The organism is Uniformispora flossi (assembly GCF_049534875.1).
GTDB classification, from domain to species: Bacteria; Actinomycetota; Actinomycetes; order Streptomycetales; family Streptomycetaceae; genus Yinghuangia; species Yinghuangia aomiensis.
This window is the reverse complement of record NZ_JBMULZ010000005.1, coordinates 492926-509419: the sequence shown is the minus strand read 5'-3', so window position 1 is coordinate 509419 and position 16494 is coordinate 492926. Positions and strand designations below refer to the sequence as shown.

The following is a 16494-nucleotide window of genomic DNA, read 5'->3' as shown; positions in this document are numbered from 1 at the left end:
GCCCCTCGCGGGTGCGGGCGGGTTCTCGCCGGCGGTGGGAGGTCAGGGCCGGACGGTCAGAGGCGTTCGATGATCGTCACGTTGGCCATGCCGCCGCCTTCGCACATGGTCTGGAGGCCGTAACGGCCGCCGGTGCGCTCAAGTTCGTTGAGCATCGTGGCGAACAGCTTGGTGCCGCTGGCGCCCAGCGGGTGTCCGAGGGCGATCGCGCCGCCGTTGACGTTGACCTTGGCGAGGTCGGCGCCGATCTCGCGCTGCCAGGCGAGCACGACCGACGCGAAGGCCTCATTGATCTCGACGACGTCGATGTCGTCGATGGTGAGTCCGGTGCGTTCCAAGGCACGGGCGGTGGCCGGGATCGGACCGGTGAGCATGTACACCGGGTCGTCGCCGAGCACGGTCAGGTGGTGGATGCGGGCGCGCGGTGTGAGGCCGTGCTCGCGGAGCGCGCGTTCGGACACGATCAGGGTGGCGGACGCGCCGTCCGAGATCTGGCTGGCCAGCGCGGCGGTGATCCGGCCGTCGGGCCGCAGCGCGGGCAGCGAGCGGATCTTGTCCCGGTCCGGGACGCGCGGTCCTTCGTCGTCCCGGATCCGAAACGGCACGATCTCCCGGTCGAACCGGCCTTCGGCGCGGGCCCGCAGCGCGCGCTCGTGCGACGCGACCGCGAACTCCTCCATTTCGGCGCGGGAGATGCCCCACTTCTCGGCGATCAGTTCGGCGGCACGGAACTGGCTGATCTCCTGGCCGCCGAAGCGCTTCTGCCAGCCCACCGCGCGGTCGTAGGGGTTGGCGAACCCGAACTCGCGTCCGGCGCGCAGCGACGCGGAGATCGGGATCATGCTCATGTTCTGCACGCCGCCCGCGACGACCACGTCCGCGGTGCCGCTCATCACGGCCTGCGCGGCGAAGTGCACGGCCTGCTGGGACGAGCCGCACTGGCGGTCGATGGTGGTGCCGGGCACCGAGGACGGGAGGCCGGCGGACAGCCAGGACGTCCGCGCGATGTTGCCCGCCTGCGGGCCGATGACGTCGAGGCAGCCGAAGATCACATCGTCCACCGCGGCCGGGTCGATGCCGGTGCGCGAGACGAGGCTGCCCAGGATGTGCGCGCCCAGGTCGGCGGGGTGGACGTCGGCGAGGGCGCCGTTGCGTTTGCCGACGGGGGTGCGGATGGCGTCGACGATGTACGCCTCGGTCATGGTGTGCCGCCTTTCGGACGGACGGTCCGCGAGCCGGCGGCAGGAGCCGGGTCACGGCATGAAGGTGCTGCGGGTGGTTGATGGTTGGAAAATCCAACTCACCACGTGTCCGACGGTAGCGCCAGTGGGTTGGAAATGACAACCTTGTGGCATGGATTCCCTCGCCTCGGCCGCGCCGCGCCTCCCGCATCCGCAGACTCCCGGGCGGCCGTGCTCGATCGCGGCCGCGCTGGCCCTGGTCGGGGAGAAGTGGGCCCTCCTCGCGGTCCGCGAGGTCGCCCTCGGCAACCGGCGCTTCGACGCCATCGCCCGCAACACCGGCGCACCACGCGACATCCTCACCACCCGGCTGCGGTCTCTCGAAGCGGTCGGCGTCCTGGAACGCCGCCCGTACCAGGACCGCCCGCCGCGCTTCGAGTACCACCTCACCGCGCCCGGCACGGACCTCCTCCCGGTGCTGCAGATGCTGGCGGCGTGGGGCGACCGGTGGGTGAGCGAGGAACCACCGGTGGCGTACACCCACCAGGACCACGAGTTCGCCCCGGCACTGATGTGCGGGACGTGCGGGGAGGAGGCGGTCCCGGGGACGGTCCATGCGCACGTGCGGGCGGCGGGGTGGGACCGGCGGGGACCGGTGGCCGCAGCGGAGAGCGGCTGAGAAGCGAAGCGGTGCGGGAGCCGGGGCTGCTACAGGCGGTCGGTCCCCCGGCCGTGCGGTGCCCTGCCGTTGTCCGTCCGGCGTTTTAGGCTGGCTGGCATGTGCAGGAACATCACGACACTGCGCGGGTTGGAGCCGGCCGCCACCGCCGAGGAGATCGAGGCGGCGGCGCGGCAGTTCGTCCGCAAGATCAGCGGTGTGCAGAAGACGTCCGCGGCCACCGAAGAAGCGTTCGAACGGGCGGTGACGGCGGTCACCGCGGCGGCCACCGAACTGCTCGGCGAACTCCCGCCCCGCAAGCAGCCGCCCCCGACGCTGCCGCCGCTCCGCCGCAAGGCGGCCGAAGCCGTCGAGGCCGCTACGGCCTGACGCCGCGTACGTACGCGACGAGTGTTTCGACCGCGGCGGCCAGGGCCTTGCGCGCATCCGGGTCCGAGACCGTCCCGTGCTCGGTGTCGATCGCGTCGCGGCCTACCGAGATCCGCACGCTTGCGTCGGCGACGAGGTCCGCGTCGGTGTAGCCGAGGACGCCGCGCAGAGCCGCGTCCGCGCCGCCGCCGCGGCCGGGTGCCGCGGTGTTGAGGCACGCGCAGGGTTTGCCGCCGATGTCGTTGCTGCCGACCGTCCAGTCGAGCAGGTTCTTGAACGAGCCGGGGAGGTTGCCGGCGTACTCCGGCGTCGCGAAGAGCAGGGCGTCGGCTTCGGCGATCGCGGCGCGCAGCCGGGCGACGGGAGGGGGCACAGGGTCGAAGTCGTCGTCCGGGTTGAAGTGCGGCAGGGCGGCCATGCCGAAGTACATGTCGGCCCGGACCTCCGCGGGATTGACGACTTCCGGCACCGTCTGCAGCAGACTGGTGCTGCCGGCTCCGGCGCGGAGACTGCTGCTGATCAGCAGGACGCGGACGGGATTCGTGGTCATGGGGCCGATGCTACGGGCGGTCCGACGCCGCGGTCCGGCCTGCGAAGTCCCTCGTCCGGGACGCGCGTGTGGCGTTTCCCAACAGGATCCACACACCCACCGCGCCCATCACGACAACCCCCGCCACGCCCACCGCGACCGTGTGCCACGCGCTGCTCAACTCCGCGGCCATGCGCATCCGCTCCGCGCCGGACGGCAAGTCGCCCGTCGCCACCCGGTCCGCCGCCCCGCCGACGTGCGAGCGCAGCACGCTGATCAACGCCGAGCCGAACACGGCCAGCGTGAGCGCCTGCGTCGTGCCGCGCACCGTGTTGAGCAGTCCGGCCGCCATCCCGGCCCGGGACGGCTCCACCTGGTCCATCACCTGCGCGTCGATCATCCCGGGGGACAGCCCCATCCCGACCCCGACCGTCACCAGCGGCCCGGCCAAGCCGAGGGCCCCGATGCCCGGGTGCAGCACGGTCAGCCACGCGTTGCCCGCGGCGATGAGCAGCAGCGCCGCGGTGACCAGCGTCCGTGGAGCCACCACGCCCCGTGCCACCAGCCGCGCCGACACCGTCGGCATGACCAGCACCGGAACCGTCGGCAGCAGCATCGTCAGCCCCGCCTCGCCCGTGCTCGCACCATTGACGGCCTGCAAGAACGTCGGCAGGTTCGCCAGCAGTCCGCCGAAACCGGCCGTCACCGTCAGCGCCGCCAGGAGCCACCCGGTGAACCGCCGGTTCTTGAGCAACCGGAGGTCCAGCATCGGCCGCGCCACACGCCGTTCCACGACCACGAACCCGGCCAGCAACCCCATCCCGGCGACCGCCGGCAGCACCACTCGCGCGCTCCCCCAGCCGGCCTGCGACCCCTGCGTGATGGCGAACATGACCAGCACCAGCCCGCCTATGAACGTGGCGATCCCCGCGCGGTCGACCGTCGGACGGGTCTCCGCCTTCGACTCCGCCAGCGCCCACGTCCCCGCGGCCAGAACCAGCCCGGCGGTCCCGAACAGCGCGAACGTCATCCGCCAGTCCAGCGCCTCGACCAGCCACCCCGCCGTCGTCGGCCCGGCCGCCAGCCCGATACCCGACGTCGTCCCCATCGCCGCGAACGCCCGGGTCCGCGCCGCTCCGGTGAACGTGGTCGCCAGGATCGCGCCGCCGCCCGCCATCACCCCGGCGCCCCCGAGCCCGGTGAGAATCCGCGCGGCGTCCAGGACCACGATGCTCGGCGCGGCGGCAGCCGCGAAGCTGCCCGCCAGGTAGACGAACGCGCCGATCCGGTACAGGCGACGCCGCCCGAACAGGTCCCCCAGAGATCCCGCCACCAGCATGAACGACGACGCGGCGAGGAAGTAACCGGTGACGATCCACTGCAGCGCCGGGCCCGAGGCCCCCAGATCGGCGCCGATCCGCGGCACCGCCACCGTCGTGCCGGACATCGCCATCGGCAGCACGAGATATCCGAACAGCACGACGGCGAGAGCAAGACCGGGACGCGGGCGCGCCGCCTCGGCAGCGGCACCCCGCGGCCGCACAGACGTCCTCAGCATGTGCGCAGACATGGCGGAACCCCCCAAGCACAGACGAGTCGGAAGACGAGCAGCGGACGGCGACCGATCACACGTCGTACGGCCGGACCGCGCGGCCCTCCCGCAACGTCCGCCCCCACCAGTCCAGTTGCCCGAGCATGCCCTTGGCCGCCGCGTTCGTCCCGGCCTGGTCGACGGGCACGCCGTCCTCGTCGAACAGGCTCCACACCCCGTGGAAGCTCACCGAGTCGCGCATCGACACCGCGTGCAGTTCGGCGAATACCAGCCGCAGTTGCTCGACCGCGCGCAGGCCGCCGCCCATTCCGCCGTACGACACGAACGCCACCGGCTTGGCGCGCCACTCCTCGCGGAACAGGTCGATCGCGTGCTTGAGCACCGCGGGGAAGCTGTGGTTGTACTCCGGTGTGACCACGGCGAACGCGTCCGCCGCCGCCAAGCGCTCCCCGAGGCCGACGACTTCGGGCGCATCCGACGTGCCCGGAGGGAGGATCGCGGCGGGCAGCGGAGTGTCGGCCAGGTCGACGACGTCGACCTCCCACCCACCGGCCCGCGCCTGCCCGACGAACCAGTCGGCGACGACGCCGCCGATGCGGCCGTCGCGGTTGCTGCCGACCACGACGACCATCCGAAGCGGACCGGCGGCGGCAGCTGCGGTGGTGGGCGTGGTGCTGGTGATCGCGGTCATGGCGTGCTCCTCGGTTGTCGGCGGCAGGCGGCCGTTCCGCCTTCGCCTCAGGTAAAGTACAACGTGCATTGCACTCATTACAACGACCATTGCACTTTTCTTGGAGGAGCTGCCTCATGAGCGAACCGACCGCGTCCGCCGCCCGCCCCCGGCGCGGCCTCCGCGAGAAGCGCCAGGCCATCACCGACGGCGCCCTGCGCGTCTTCGGCCGCGAGGGGTACACGCGCGCGAGCATCGGCGAGATCGCCAAGGAAGCGGACGTCTCCACGCGGACCATCTACAACCACTTCACCGACAAGGACGAGCTGTTCCGCACCGTCATCGCGGAGAGCGCGGCGCGCGTCCGGGAGACGCATCTGGCCGTCGTCGAGCGGTACTTGGGTAACGTCACCGATCTGGACCGCGACCTGCGCGCGTTCGCCCGCGCCCTCGTCGGGTCGCGCCGCGACTTCCCCGACCACTTCGCCGTCGTCCGGCAGATCCAGGCCGAAGTCCTGCACTTGTCGGACGAGGTCCTGGACGCGTGGCAGGACGCGGGCCCCCGCCCGGTGCAGCAGGCGCTGGCGGACCGCCTCGCCGCACTCGACGACGCCGGTCTGCTGGACGTCCCCGATCCCCTCCAGGCCGCCTCACACCTGATGCTGCTGGCCGGCAGCGAGGTCGGCGCCCGCAGCTTCTCCGGCGCCCGGCCGCTGGACCCGGCGGAACAGGACGCTCTCGTCGACGCCGGGGTGCGGGTGTTCATCCGCGCCTACGAACGCCGCACCTGAGGCGGCGCCGCGGCCGCTACTCCCCCGGCCGCACCAGCCCCGACTCGTAGGCCGCCACCACGAGCTGCGGCCGGTCGCGGACCCGCAGCTTGCCCATGACCCGGCTGACGTGCGTCTTCACGGTCAGCGGGCTCAGGTCGAGCACGCCCGCGACCTCCGCGTTGTTGAGTCCGCGGCCGACCAGCGCGAGGACTTCGCGTTCGCGCGCCGACAGTTCGTCGAGCCGTTTCCCGGCGGCGCCGCCCGGCACGGACACCGCGTCGGGCAGCCGCACGACGCGGGCGATCAGCCGCGCGGTCGGACCGGGCGACAGCAGGGCGTCGCCCGCGGCCACCACGCGGATGGCGTCCAGGAGCTCGGCGGGGCGGGTGTCCTTGACCAGGAACCCGGCGGCGCCCGCGCGCAGGGCGGCCAGCACGTTCTCGTCGTCGTCGAACGTGGTGAGCACCAGCACCCGCACGTCGGCGAGGTCCGGCGCCTCGGCGATCCGCCGGGTCGCCTCGATGCCGTCCAGGCCGGGCATGCGGATGTCCATCACCACGACGTCGGGCCGCAGTTCGCGGGTCATTTCGACGGCGCGCAGGCCGTTCTCGGCTTCACCGGCCACGTCCATGTCGGGCGCGGACGCGACCAGCATCGCGAACGCGGAACGCACCAGTGTCTGGTCGTCCGCCAGCAGGACCCGCAGCGGGTTCGTCATCGGACCTCCGGATCACGAGGGGACAGGGGAGCAGTTCCCGCACCGGGACGGGACGGCGGCACGGCCCCGGCATGCCCCACCCTAGGCACCGGTCCTTCGTCCGGCCGGGCGTCGCCGACGGGCAGCCACGCCTCCACCCGGAATCCGCCGTCTTCTCCGGGCCAGGCGCTCACCATCCCGCCGACGCTCCGCGCCCGTTCCGACATCCCGAGGATCCCGAAGCCCCCCGCCCCGTCCGCCGCTTCGCCGTGCCGGGCGACGGTGCCCACGCCGTCGTCGACGACGGTCAGCCGCAGCGTCCCGCCTTCGCGCACCGCGTCGACCCGCACCCGGTCGGCCTTCGCATGCCGCACGACGTTGGTCAGTGCCTCCTGCACGATCCGGTACGCCGCCACCCCGACAGCCGGCCCCACCTCGCCCGGCTCCACCTGCACCGCCAGCGCGACCTCCAGTCCGGTCGCCCGCACCGCGTCGGCCAGGTCGGCGAGCCCGGACAGCCCCGGCACGGCGCCGTGCTCCGGTTCCTCGCCCTCGTCGCGGAGCACCCGCAACGTCGCCCGCACCTCGGCGCGCGCCGCCCGGCAACTGTCCGCGATGGTCTCCAGCGCGTCGGCCAGCACCGGCCCTTCGGGCTGCGGCCGGCGGGCCAAGTGCGCGGCGACCCCGGCCTGGACGCCGATCAGCGTGATGCTGTGCGCCAGCACGTCGTGCAGGTCGCGGGCGATGCGCACCCGTTCCTCGGCGACCCGGCGCAGGGCCTCTTCCTCGCGGGTGCGTTCGGCGCGTTCCGCGCGGTCGATGATCGAGCCGACGTAGTTCTTGTTGGCGCGCCACGCCTGCCCGGCGACCGCCGAGGCGAAGATCCAGCCGGCCGCGCCGAGGTGTCCGGCGTCGATGCGGCCGTCCTGGATGTAGATCATGCTGGACAGCCCGATGACCGCCAGGCCGAGGCCGACGAGCAGCGCCTTCGTCCGCCGGACTTCGGCGGCGAAGCTGCCCAGCGCGAGCAGCGCGCCGGGCACCGCGGCCTCGTGCCGGTAGCCGAGGATGTGGTACGGCAGGATCACCGCGATCACGGCGACGAGCGTCCAACCCGCGCGCCACCGCCGGAACGCCACCAGCAGGTTCGCCGTCATCAGCAGGGCGATGCCGAGGCCGTCGGTAGGCCGGTCGCCGGGCCAGCGGAGCGCCGCACCTGCCGAACCGAAGGCGAGAGCAAGGGCGAGCAGGGCGTCGGCGGACGCCCTGCTCGCCTGTTCGCGGAGGCTTTTCACCCGGCCATCATGGGCGACCGGTCGTCCGGACGGGTCGCCGCCGGCACCTCCGGGCGGGACTTGGCCAACGGACCCGGCCACCACACGCGGCGGCCGAGCAGCAGGCTTGCCGCGGTGACCAGGAACGTCCGCACCACGAAGGTGTCGAGCAGCACCCCGACGGCGATGACGAAGCCGACCTCGACGAGCAGCACCAGCGGCAGCACGGTCAGCACCGAGAACGTCGCGGCGAGCACGAACCCGGCCGACGCGATGACCCCGCCGGTCGAGGTGAGCGCGGGCAGCACGGCCCGCTCGGCCGGCAGTCCGGCGTGCACTTCCTCGCGCATGCGGTGCATCAGGAAGATGCCGTAGTCGACGCCGAGCGCGACGAGGAACACGAAGGTCAGCAGCGGCAGCGCCGGGTCGACGCCGGCGAACCCGAACACCGGCTCGAAGACCAGCGCGCCGAGCCCCAGCGCGGCCCCCCACACCAGCGCCACCGCGGACACCAGGATCAGCGGCGCCACCAGGCTGCGCAGCAGCGCGACCAGGATGAGCAGCACCGCGGCGAGGACCAGCGGCACGACCACCATGCGGTCGCGGGCGTTGGCGTGCTCCTGGTCGATGCGCTGCGCGGTCTGGCCGCCGACGGCGGCGCCCGGGACGGCGTCGAGCCGGTCGCGGAGCCGTTCGACGGTGGCACGTTCGCCCGCGGATTCCGGGCGGTCCTTGGCGTGCACGGTGATCTCGGTCCAGCCGTCCGCGGAGCGGCCGAGCCGGGCGTCCGCCACGCCCTCGGTGGCGGCGGCGCGGGCGACGGCGTCGGCGGCCCGGCCGGCCGGGGCGATGACGTCGATCGGCTGGCTGCCGCGTTCCGGGAACGCCTGGGCCATGACCTTCGCCGCGCTGACCGACTCGGGGGTCTTGGTGAAGCCGTCGGCGAGGTTGAGGTTGCCGGGCATGGCCAGGGTGCCGAAGGCGAGCGCGCCCAGGAGGATGCCGCCGCCGACGAGGATGCCGGCGGGGCGGCGCGCGACGAAGACGCCGATGCGGGCGTAGGCGCTGCGCCGCGGCTTGTCCTGGGTGCCGTAGGCGGGGATCAGCGGCCAGAACACCCGGCGTCCGAGCAGCACGAGGGCGGCCGGGAGCAGGGTCGTCATCACCACGAGGGCGCTGACCACGCCGACGGCGCCGACCGGGCCGAGGCCGCGCATGTTGTTCATGTCGGCGGCGAGCAGGCAGGTCAGGCCGGCGACGACGGTGCCCGCGGAGGCGAGCAGCGCCGGGCCGCAGCCGCGCAGGGCGATGCGCATGGCGTCGTAGGGGCGTTCGGTGCGTCGCAGTTCGTCGCGGTAGCGGGCGATGAGGAGCAGCGCGTAGTCGGTGCCCGCGCCGAACACGAGGACGGTCATGATGCCGCCGCTCTGCCCGGTGACGGTCAGACCGGTGGCTTTGACCAGCAGGTAGGTGAGTCCGCGGGACGCCGCGGCGGCGACGCCGACGCACAGCAGCGGCACCAGCCACAGGAACGGGCTGCGGTAGGTGGCGATCAGCAGCACGGTCACGACGAGGACGGTGACCAGCATGAGCGTGCCGTCGAGGGAGCCGAACACTTCGTCCATGTCCGCGCCGGTCGCGCCGGGGCCGCCGACCAGGACGTCCAGCCCCGCGGGGTGGTGCTCGGTCAGGGCGCGGACGTCGTCGACGACGTCGGCGCGCAGTCCGGCGCTCTCCCCGAGTTGGAAGGTGTAGACGGCGGTCCGGCCGTCGTGCGCGGCCGCGGGCGGTGGTGCTTGGCCGCCGACGGCCTGGAATTCGGCGGCGATCTCGCGGGCCTGCGCGTCGGCGGCGTCGCGGTCGGCCGGGGTCAGGCCGCTGTCGCGGTGGTAGACCACGGCGATGTCGGTGGTGCTGCCGCCGGGCAGGTCGGCGAGGACGTCGGCGACTTTCGTCGACTGCGCGCCGGCGGGCAGGTAGGACACCGCGTCGTTCTTCTGCTCGCCGTTGAGCTTGCCCGCAAGGGGGCCGAGGGCCACCACGAGGAGGACCCACACGGCGAGCGTCCCCCACAGCCATTTCCGCTGCCCCGTGGTGCGGGACGGGGGTGCCGTGCTCGGTGGTGATGCCGGTCGTTCCCGCGCTTCCATGAGCGCCCGCCTTCCGCGTCGGCCGGTGGATTTCCTGCTGTCCAGGCTTCCGGCGGAAAGGCATCGGTTCGTCGGGCGGGCGACCGATTGGGCGGGTACTGCGGCGGGTGGCGCGGCCGGGCGGCTACTCCGCGGGGCAGTACTCCCGGCGGAGTAACCACGGCGGCGCGCGGTAGTCGGGTCACATGTGGGTGCCGCCGTCGACACGGATCTCGGTGCCGGTGACGAACGCGCCGTCGTCCGAGGCGAGCATCGCGATGACACCGGCGATGCGCTCCGGCCCGGCGAAGCCGAACTGGGTGTTGTCGGGGTTGATCGCCGGGGTGAGCTTGGCGAACAGCGCCATGTCGGCGTCCGCGGGCAGGCCCGGGCCGAGGCTCTGGCCGCTCTTGCCGGACGCGTCGGTCATGCCGCTGCTGATCGATCCCGGCGCGACGCACACGGCGCGGAGGCCCTGCTTGGCGTACTCCGCGGCGATGGCGTGGGTGAACGACTGCACGCCGCCCTTGCTCGCCGCGTACGCCGCCATATAGGGGTGCGCGAACGACGCCGACGTGGAGCTGAAGTTGACCACCACGCCGCCGCCGGTGGCGAGCAGCGCGGGCAGCGCCTCACGGGTGACCAGGAAGGTGCCGGTGAGGTTGACGCCGATGACCTGGTTCCAGGCGTCCAGCGTCATCTGCTCGGTGTGCACCGACCGCAGGATCCCGGCCGCGTTGACCAGCACATCGAGCCCGCCGAGGTCGCGGATGGCGGCGGGCACCGACGCACGGACCGACTCCTCGTCGCCGATGTCCACCACGATGGTGACCAGCCGCCCTTCGGCACCGGCCCGGTCCGCCTTCGCCGCGGTGTCGTCGAGGCCCGGCTGCGCGATGTCCGCCGCGGCGACCGTGGCGCCCTCCGCCAGCAGCCGCAGCACGGTCGCCTGCCCGATGCCCGATCCACCGCCGGTGACCAGGACCTTGCGGTCGGTGAAACGCTGCATGGCTCTCCTCCTGGGGGGTGATAGCCGCCCGGCGCGGAATCTCCGGGCGTCCCGGCCAGGGTTCCCGGGCACGAACGAACCACAACATCCCCGGACGAAAACGATCGTTTCCCGGCGGCGGCCCCCGACCACCCCCGGCGACCGAGCGGCAATTTCGCCCGGTTGGCGCGTTACCGGCGCCCGGCCCGGCGGATTAACGTGCCCACATCGGCTTCCCCATTAGATGCGACACTGAGGCGACACCCCGTAGCCGACCTCCTCCGCGTCGGCGACGATGGTCACACACAGGGCGATCTCGAGGATGCGAAGGCATGGGCCGTGGGTGAGTGGTGGCAGGAAAGCGCGTCCGACGCGATGTTCGCGGACTGCCCGTTCGGGCTGGGCATCCTCGCCCCGGACGGCACCGTCCTGGCCGTCAACCGCGCCCTCGCCGACCTGCACGGCGTCCCCGCCGACACCCTGCCCGGCACCCGTGCGCACGAGGTCTCCGGCCCGCTCTCGCACCCCGAAGTCCTCGCGTCGCTGCTGCGCGCCGACAAGACCGGCGAACCCCACGTCGACCGGGTGATCCGCGGCCGGGTGACCGGTGTGGCCCATTCGTACGTGTGCAGCTTCGCCATATGGCCGCTGCGCGGCGACGGCGGCGTGCGCGGCGTCGGCATCACCTTCACCGACATCACCGGCGACACCTCCGCGCTCACCCGCATGGAGCAGGTCCGCGCCCGGCTCGCCCTGGTCAACGAGGCCGAGCTGCGCATGGGCTTCAGCCGCGACGTCGTCGGCTGCGCCGAGCAGGTGCCGCTGGTCGTCGTGCCGTCGTTCGCCGACGCGGCCGCCGTCGGCCTGTTCGACGCCCCGGTGCCGATCAGCATGCTCCCCGAACACGGATTCGACCCGCCGCCCGGCACGCTGCTGCGCACCGTCGCCGCCGTCGTCGACCCGAAGATCCCCGACCTGCCCGTACTGTCCCCGCGCGACTACGGCCGCCCGTTCCCGGTCCCGCCCGAAGTCCGCGCCGCGCTGCGCCGCCAGCGCGCCGAACTCAGCGGCGTCGACCCGCGCGAGACCCCGACCGTCATCGGCCAGGCCACCCCCGACGCGCCGCCGCTGCGCACCCACCTGCTCAAGGCCGGCATGCACTCGCGCATCGTCGCGCCGCTCATCGCGCGCGGCCGCGCGATCGGCATGACGATGTTCGCCCGGCTGGCCGGCAGCCCGCCGTTCGAAGCCGACGACCTGCAGACCGCCGAGGAACTCGGGCTGCGGGCGGCGTCGTCGATCGACAACGCGCAGGCGCACGTGCGGCAGCGGCACGCCGTCCGCACCCTGCAGCGGCATCTGCTGCCGCGTGACCTGCCGGAGGCCCCGGGGCTGTCGTTCGCGTACGCCTACCAGCCCGCCCGCGCCGGGCGCCTGGCGGGCGGCGACTGGTACGACGTCATCCCGCTGTCCGAAGGCTGCGTGGCGATGGTGGTCGGCGACGTCACCGGCCACGGCCTGCAAGCCGCCGCGCTGATGGGCCAGTTGCGGGTCGCCGTGCGCGCGGTCGCCCGCCTCGAACTCCCGCCTGCCGCGCTGCTCGCGCACGTCGACTCGCTGATGGACGACTTCGCGGTGGACGGCGAACTCGCCAGCTGCGTCTACACCGTCTACGACCCGAAGGACCGCACGCTCACCTGGGCCCGCGCCGGGCACCCCCCGCCGCTGCTGCTGTCCCCCGGCGAACGCCCGCGCGTGCTCGGCGGCCCCGCGAACGCGTTGCTCGGCCTCGGCGGCATCACCTTCGAGCAGACGTCGTACAGCGTCGCACCGGGCTCGACCGTCGTGCTCTACTCCGACGGCCTGGTGGAACGCCGCGGCCGCGACATCGACACCGGCATCGACGACCTGACCGGCGTCCTCGACGCCGAAGGCGCGGACGCGTCCCCGAACCGGCTGCGGGAGGCCGCCTTGCGGGTGCTCCCGGCCGATCCGGAGGACGACGTCGCGCTGCTGATCGGCCGCCTCACCTGACCGGCGACCACCCGGCGGGCACCCGTGGTCACTGCCCCGCGTGCGCCTTGCGGATGGTCTCGAGGTCGATCTTCTTCATCCGGTACATCGCTTCGGTGGCCCGCTTGGCCTTGGCCGGGTCCGGGTCGGCGACCAGGTCGAGCACCTCGGACGGGAAGACCTGCCAGGACAGCCCGAAGCGGTCCTTGAGCCACCCGCACGGCCCTTCCTCGCCGCCGTCGGTGAGCTTCTCCCAGAAGTAGTCGGCCTCCGCCTGGTCGGCGCACGGGATCTGGAACGAGACGGCCTCGTTGAAGGTGAACTCGGGTCCGCCGTTCAGGCCCACGAACTTCTGCCCGTTGACGGTGAACTCGACCACCATCACCGAGCCCGGCTCGCCGGGGCCGGCATCGTTGTAGTGCGCGACCCGGCCGATGCTGCCGTCCTTGAACACCGACAGGTAGAACTCGGCCGCTTCCTGCGCCTTGCCGTCGAACCACAGGCACGTGACGATTTCGCCGCTCATCGGATTCTCCTCCGAGGTGGGAACGAGCTGTCACCAGTACCGACTGCCCGACCACCGCCGACTCATCGGTCCGGCGCCGACGAACTGCCCGATCGGCCTACCTGCCTAACCCGCCCGGTCCGTCCGTCCGACGCGCGGCGCGGGCAGCGAGGCGGCGAGCAGGGCGATCTCGTCCTCGGTGTTGTAGTAGTGCGCGGACGCGCGCACCACCGAGGCCAGGCCGCGCGCCCGCAGGTCCCATTGCGCGTAGTCGCCGACCGACACCGACACGTTGACCTTGTGTGCCGCGAGGTGCCGGGCGACCTCCGCGCCGTCCACGCCTTCGACGGTGAACGACACGATGCCGCAGCGCCGCGCCCCCAGGTCGCGCACCGTGACGCCGGGCCGTTCGGCCAGGGCCGCGCGCAGCGACTCGCCCAGGGCGGCCACCCGGGCGCCGATGCCGTCCAGGCCGAGTCCGAGCGCGTAGTCGACGGCGGTGCCGAGGCCGATCTTGCCCGCGTAGTTGGTCTCCCAGGTCTCGAAGCGGCGGGCGTCGCCGCGGATTTCGTACGTGTCCGGGCTGGTCCAGGTGGCCGCGTGCAGATCGAGGAAAGGCGGTTCGAGGTCTTCCAGGACCCGCGACGAGCAGTACAGGAAGCCGGTCCCGCGCGGCCCGCGCAGGAACTTGCGGCCGGTCGCGCTCAGCAGGTCGCAGCCGATCTCGGCGACGTCGACCGGGAGCTGGCCGACGGACTGGCAGGCGTCCAGCAGGTAGAGGACCCCGGCCTCGCGCGCCGCCTTGCCGACCGCCGCGGCCGGGTTCACCAGGCCGCCCTGGGTCGGGATGTGGGTGATGGCGATCAGTTTCACCCGCTCGTCGATCATCGCGCGCAGCGCGTCGACGTCGATCTGCCCGGAGGCATCGTCGGGCACGGCCTCGACGGACACCCCGTGGCGGCGGGCGGTCTGGAGGTACGCGATCGCGTTGCTCGCGTACTCGGAACGGCAGGTCAGGATGCGGTCGCCGGGCTGCCAGCGCAATGCGTAGAAGGCCATGTCCCAGGCCCGGGTGGCGTTCTCCACGCAGGCGATCTCGTTGCGGTCGGCGTTGACGAGCCGCGCGAGCGCGTCGTACGTGTGGTCGATCCGTTCCGCCGCCGCGGCCGCCGCCTCGTAGCCGCCGATCCGCTCTTCCAACCGCAGGTGCCCGACGACCGCCTCGGTCACCGCGGTCGGCGGCAGCGCCGCTCCGGCGTTGTTGAGGTGCGTGACATGCGCGCACCCCGGTGTCTCGGCACGCAGGCGGGCGACGGTGGACGCATCGAACAACGTGGCCTCCGAGGTACGGGACGGCGGTCGGGCCCGCGGCGCCGGGCCCGTCCCGCACGCTAGCGGGCCCGACGCCACACCGCTCGCCTCGGAGGGCCGGACGCCGGACGCCCCCGATCCCGCGCGGCCGGCCCGGCAGGCTCAGCCCGCCCGGCCCAGCCGGTCCGGCAGCAGACAGGCGTCGCCGAACATCTCGATGCCGGTGATGTTCTTGCGGTAGGCCGTGTAGGAGCACGCGTTCAGGTACGTCCACACCGGCACTTGCTCGGCGACGCGCTTCTGCACGCGCCCGTACGCGGCCTTGCGCACCGCCGGGTCACTCGCCGCGCGTGCCTCGTCGATCGCGGCGTCGGCCTCCGCGTCCGTCCAGCCGCCCAGGTTCGCCGGACCGCCGGTGCGCAGCAGATCGGACAGCGCCGGCTCGGGATCGGTGAAGGAGATCGAGTACAGCGACGCGTCGAAGTCGCGGTTGACGATGACACTGCTCTGGTACGCGGGGCCGTCCACACCCTTCACGTCCATCCGCACGTTCTTCAGCGTGCCCAGGCGGCTCTGCACGAACTCGGCGATCTTCCGCGACACGGGGCTGTTCACCGCGGTGAACGAGAACGCCAACGGCTTCCCGGCGGCCGCCAGTTCGTCCAGCAGGGTCTGCGCCCGCGCACGGTCCGGACCGGGCTGGACGGCGGCCGGGTCGGCGTAGGGGCTGTCCGCCGGGAACAAGCCGGTCGTGCCCGCCGCGCCGTGGCCGTAGACCGTCTTGACCAGTTCGCCGCTGTCCAGCGCGGCGGCGAACGCCTGCCGCGCCCGCACGTCGTCGAACGGCGCGCGGGTGGTGTTGAAGACGATGAGGTAGCCGCCCGCGAGCACGGTCGACGCGACGGACACGCCCGCCGCGTCCCGGGCGACCTCGGCACCGGGCAGCGCCGAGCCGAGCAGCAGGTCCGCGCCGCCGGTCGACACCGTCGACAACTGCTGCTGCTCGTCGGCGACCGTCTTGACCACCAGCTTGTCCAGGAACGGGCGCCCGGACTGCCAGTAGTGCGGGTTGCGGTCGAACGTCGTCTGGCTGCCCCGCAGCCACGACGCCACCACGAACGGCCCGGCGCCGACCGGCGCGGCCGCGAACGCCTTCGGGTCCGCGCTGATCGCCTTCGGCGAGCCGACGAACGCCATGCTGCGCGCCACGACCGACGCGAAGTGCGGGTTGGGCGCGGGCAGTGTGACGGTCAGTGTGACCGGGTCGGTGACCGCCAGTTTCAGATCCTTGGCCGCCCGGAACTGCGGGGAGCGGACGCCGGGGTCGGCGAGGCGGGCCCAGTTGAAGCGCACCGCGTCGGCGTCCAGCGTCGTGCCGTCCGAGAAGAGCACACCGGGGCGGAGCTTGAGCACCCACGTCGTCCCGCCGTCCGGGCTGGTCAGCGACTCGGCGAGCTGCGGCCGGACTTCGCCGGTGTGCTGGTCGGCGTACACGAGCACGTCGAACACCGCGGCCATGCGGGTGCCGTAGGTGATCCCGGTCGGGTTCACCAGTGCCGGGTCGAAGCCGTTGGCTTCCAGCGACATCACCAGCGTCGCGGTGCCGCCGCGCACCGCGGCGGCGGTCGGTGCCTGCCCGCTCCGCGCTGCGGACTTCCCGCCGGAGCCGCCGGACCCGCCGCACGCGGCGGCCGAGGCGGCGAGGGCGGAGGTGAGCACGCCGGCGGAGAAGGCGCGCCGGGTGAGACCGGGCGCGGCGGGCAGTCTTCGGAACGCAGGGATCATCGGGGCTCCTCGAAGGTGGGGCGGAAAGACAGGCGGGGG

Annotated in this window: 15 protein-coding genes; 4 read left to right on the top strand and 11 right to left on the bottom strand. The window is 73.1% G+C overall.

Translation table 11 applies throughout. From position 1 onward, the window contains the following. Nucleotides 1-56: 56 nt before the first annotated feature. Nucleotides 57-1202, bottom strand: coding sequence for an acetyl-CoA C-acetyltransferase (locus ACPA54_RS14940; RefSeq protein ID WP_423529776.1), 1146 nt, complete (start codon nucleotides 1200-1202; stop codon nucleotides 57-59). Between the two features lie 151 nt (nucleotides 1203-1353). Between ACPA54_RS14940 and ACPA54_RS14935 the strand changes: the two genes are divergently transcribed. Together ACPA54_RS14935 and ACPA54_RS14930 are read left to right on the top strand one after the other, a co-directional pair. Further along, nucleotides 1354-1860, top strand: a complete 507-nt coding sequence (locus ACPA54_RS14935; RefSeq protein ID WP_423529774.1) for a winged helix-turn-helix transcriptional regulator — start codon at nucleotides 1354-1356, stop codon at nucleotides 1858-1860. Nucleotides 1861-1959: 99 nt separating this feature from the next. Next, on the top strand, nucleotides 1960-2229 hold the full coding sequence (locus ACPA54_RS14930; protein ID WP_423529772.1) for a DUF2277 family protein: 270 nt from the start codon (nucleotides 1960-1962) through the stop codon (nucleotides 2227-2229). Here ACPA54_RS14930 and ACPA54_RS14925 read toward each other — a convergent pair. From ACPA54_RS14925 to ACPA54_RS14915, 3 genes are all read right to left on the bottom strand, one after another. Further along, nucleotides 2219-2779, bottom strand: coding sequence for an NADPH-dependent FMN reductase (locus ACPA54_RS14925; protein ID WP_423529770.1), 561 nt, complete (start codon nucleotides 2777-2779; stop codon nucleotides 2219-2221). The two genes, ACPA54_RS14930 and ACPA54_RS14925, sit on opposite strands and share 11 nt — an antisense overlap. A gap of 10 nt (nucleotides 2780-2789) precedes the next feature. Beyond that, nucleotides 2790-4316, bottom strand: a complete 1527-nt coding sequence (locus tag ACPA54_RS14920; protein WP_423529768.1) for an MFS transporter — start codon at nucleotides 4314-4316, stop codon at nucleotides 2790-2792. A gap of 67 nt (nucleotides 4317-4383) precedes the next feature. Continuing rightward, nucleotides 4384-5001, bottom strand: a complete 618-nt coding sequence (locus tag ACPA54_RS14915; RefSeq protein ID WP_423529766.1) for an NADPH-dependent FMN reductase — start codon at nucleotides 4999-5001, stop codon at nucleotides 4384-4386. Nucleotides 5002-5117: 116 nt separating this feature from the next. On the opposite strand from ACPA54_RS14915, the gene ACPA54_RS14910 reads away from it, so the two are divergent. Next, a complete protein-coding gene (locus ACPA54_RS14910; RefSeq protein WP_423529764.1) occupies nucleotides 5118-5771 on the top strand; it encodes a TetR/AcrR family transcriptional regulator in 654 nt (217 codons plus the stop codon). A gap of 16 nt (nucleotides 5772-5787) precedes the next feature. Here ACPA54_RS14910 and ACPA54_RS14905 read toward each other — a convergent pair whose 3' ends face one another. From ACPA54_RS14905 to ACPA54_RS14890, 4 genes are all read right to left on the bottom strand, one after another. Further along, nucleotides 5788-6471 carry a response regulator gene (locus tag ACPA54_RS14905; protein WP_423529762.1) on the bottom strand — a complete coding sequence of 228 codons (684 nt, stop codon included), beginning with the start codon at nucleotides 6469-6471 and terminating at the stop codon, nucleotides 5788-5790. Beyond that, complete coding sequence (locus ACPA54_RS14900) at nucleotides 6468-7745, bottom strand: sensor histidine kinase (protein WP_423529760.1); 1278 nt, start codon at nucleotides 7743-7745, stop codon at nucleotides 6468-6470. The genes ACPA54_RS14905 and ACPA54_RS14900 overlap by 4 nt, the downstream gene beginning before the upstream one ends. After that, complete coding sequence (locus ACPA54_RS14895) at nucleotides 7742-9874, bottom strand: MMPL family transporter (protein ID WP_423529758.1); 2133 nt, start codon at nucleotides 9872-9874, stop codon at nucleotides 7742-7744. The genes ACPA54_RS14900 and ACPA54_RS14895 overlap by 4 nt, the downstream gene beginning before the upstream one ends. Before the next feature lie 181 nt (nucleotides 9875-10055). Then, on the bottom strand, nucleotides 10056-10862 hold the full coding sequence (locus tag ACPA54_RS14890) for an SDR family NAD(P)-dependent oxidoreductase (RefSeq protein ID WP_423529756.1): 807 nt from the start codon (nucleotides 10860-10862) through the stop codon (nucleotides 10056-10058). A gap of 318 nt (nucleotides 10863-11180) precedes the next feature. Here ACPA54_RS14890 and ACPA54_RS14885 point away from each other — a divergent pair, with 318 nt between their 5' ends. Then, the gene (locus tag ACPA54_RS14885; protein ID WP_423529754.1) at nucleotides 11181-12875 is read left to right on the top strand and encodes a SpoIIE family protein phosphatase; all 1695 of its coding nucleotides are present in this window, start codon (nucleotides 11181-11183) and stop codon (nucleotides 12873-12875) included. A 28-nt stretch (nucleotides 12876-12903) separates the two neighbouring features. Here ACPA54_RS14885 and ACPA54_RS14880 read toward each other — a convergent pair whose 3' ends face one another. The 3 genes from ACPA54_RS14880 to ACPA54_RS14870 form a co-directional block, all read right to left on the bottom strand. After that, the gene (locus ACPA54_RS14880) at nucleotides 12904-13380 is read right to left on the bottom strand and encodes a VOC family protein (protein ID WP_423529752.1); all 477 of its coding nucleotides are present in this window, start codon (nucleotides 13378-13380) and stop codon (nucleotides 12904-12906) included. 105 nt (nucleotides 13381-13485) lie between these two features. After that, the gene (locus ACPA54_RS14875) at nucleotides 13486-14691 is read right to left on the bottom strand and encodes an aminotransferase class V-fold PLP-dependent enzyme (RefSeq protein WP_423529750.1); all 1206 of its coding nucleotides are present in this window, start codon (nucleotides 14689-14691) and stop codon (nucleotides 13486-13488) included. 141 nt (nucleotides 14692-14832) lie between these two features. Continuing rightward, nucleotides 14833-16455 carry an ABC transporter substrate-binding protein gene (locus ACPA54_RS14870; protein ID WP_423529748.1) on the bottom strand — a complete coding sequence of 541 codons (1623 nt, stop codon included), beginning with the start codon at nucleotides 16453-16455 and terminating at the stop codon, nucleotides 14833-14835. Nucleotides 16456-16494 lie beyond the last annotated feature (39 nt).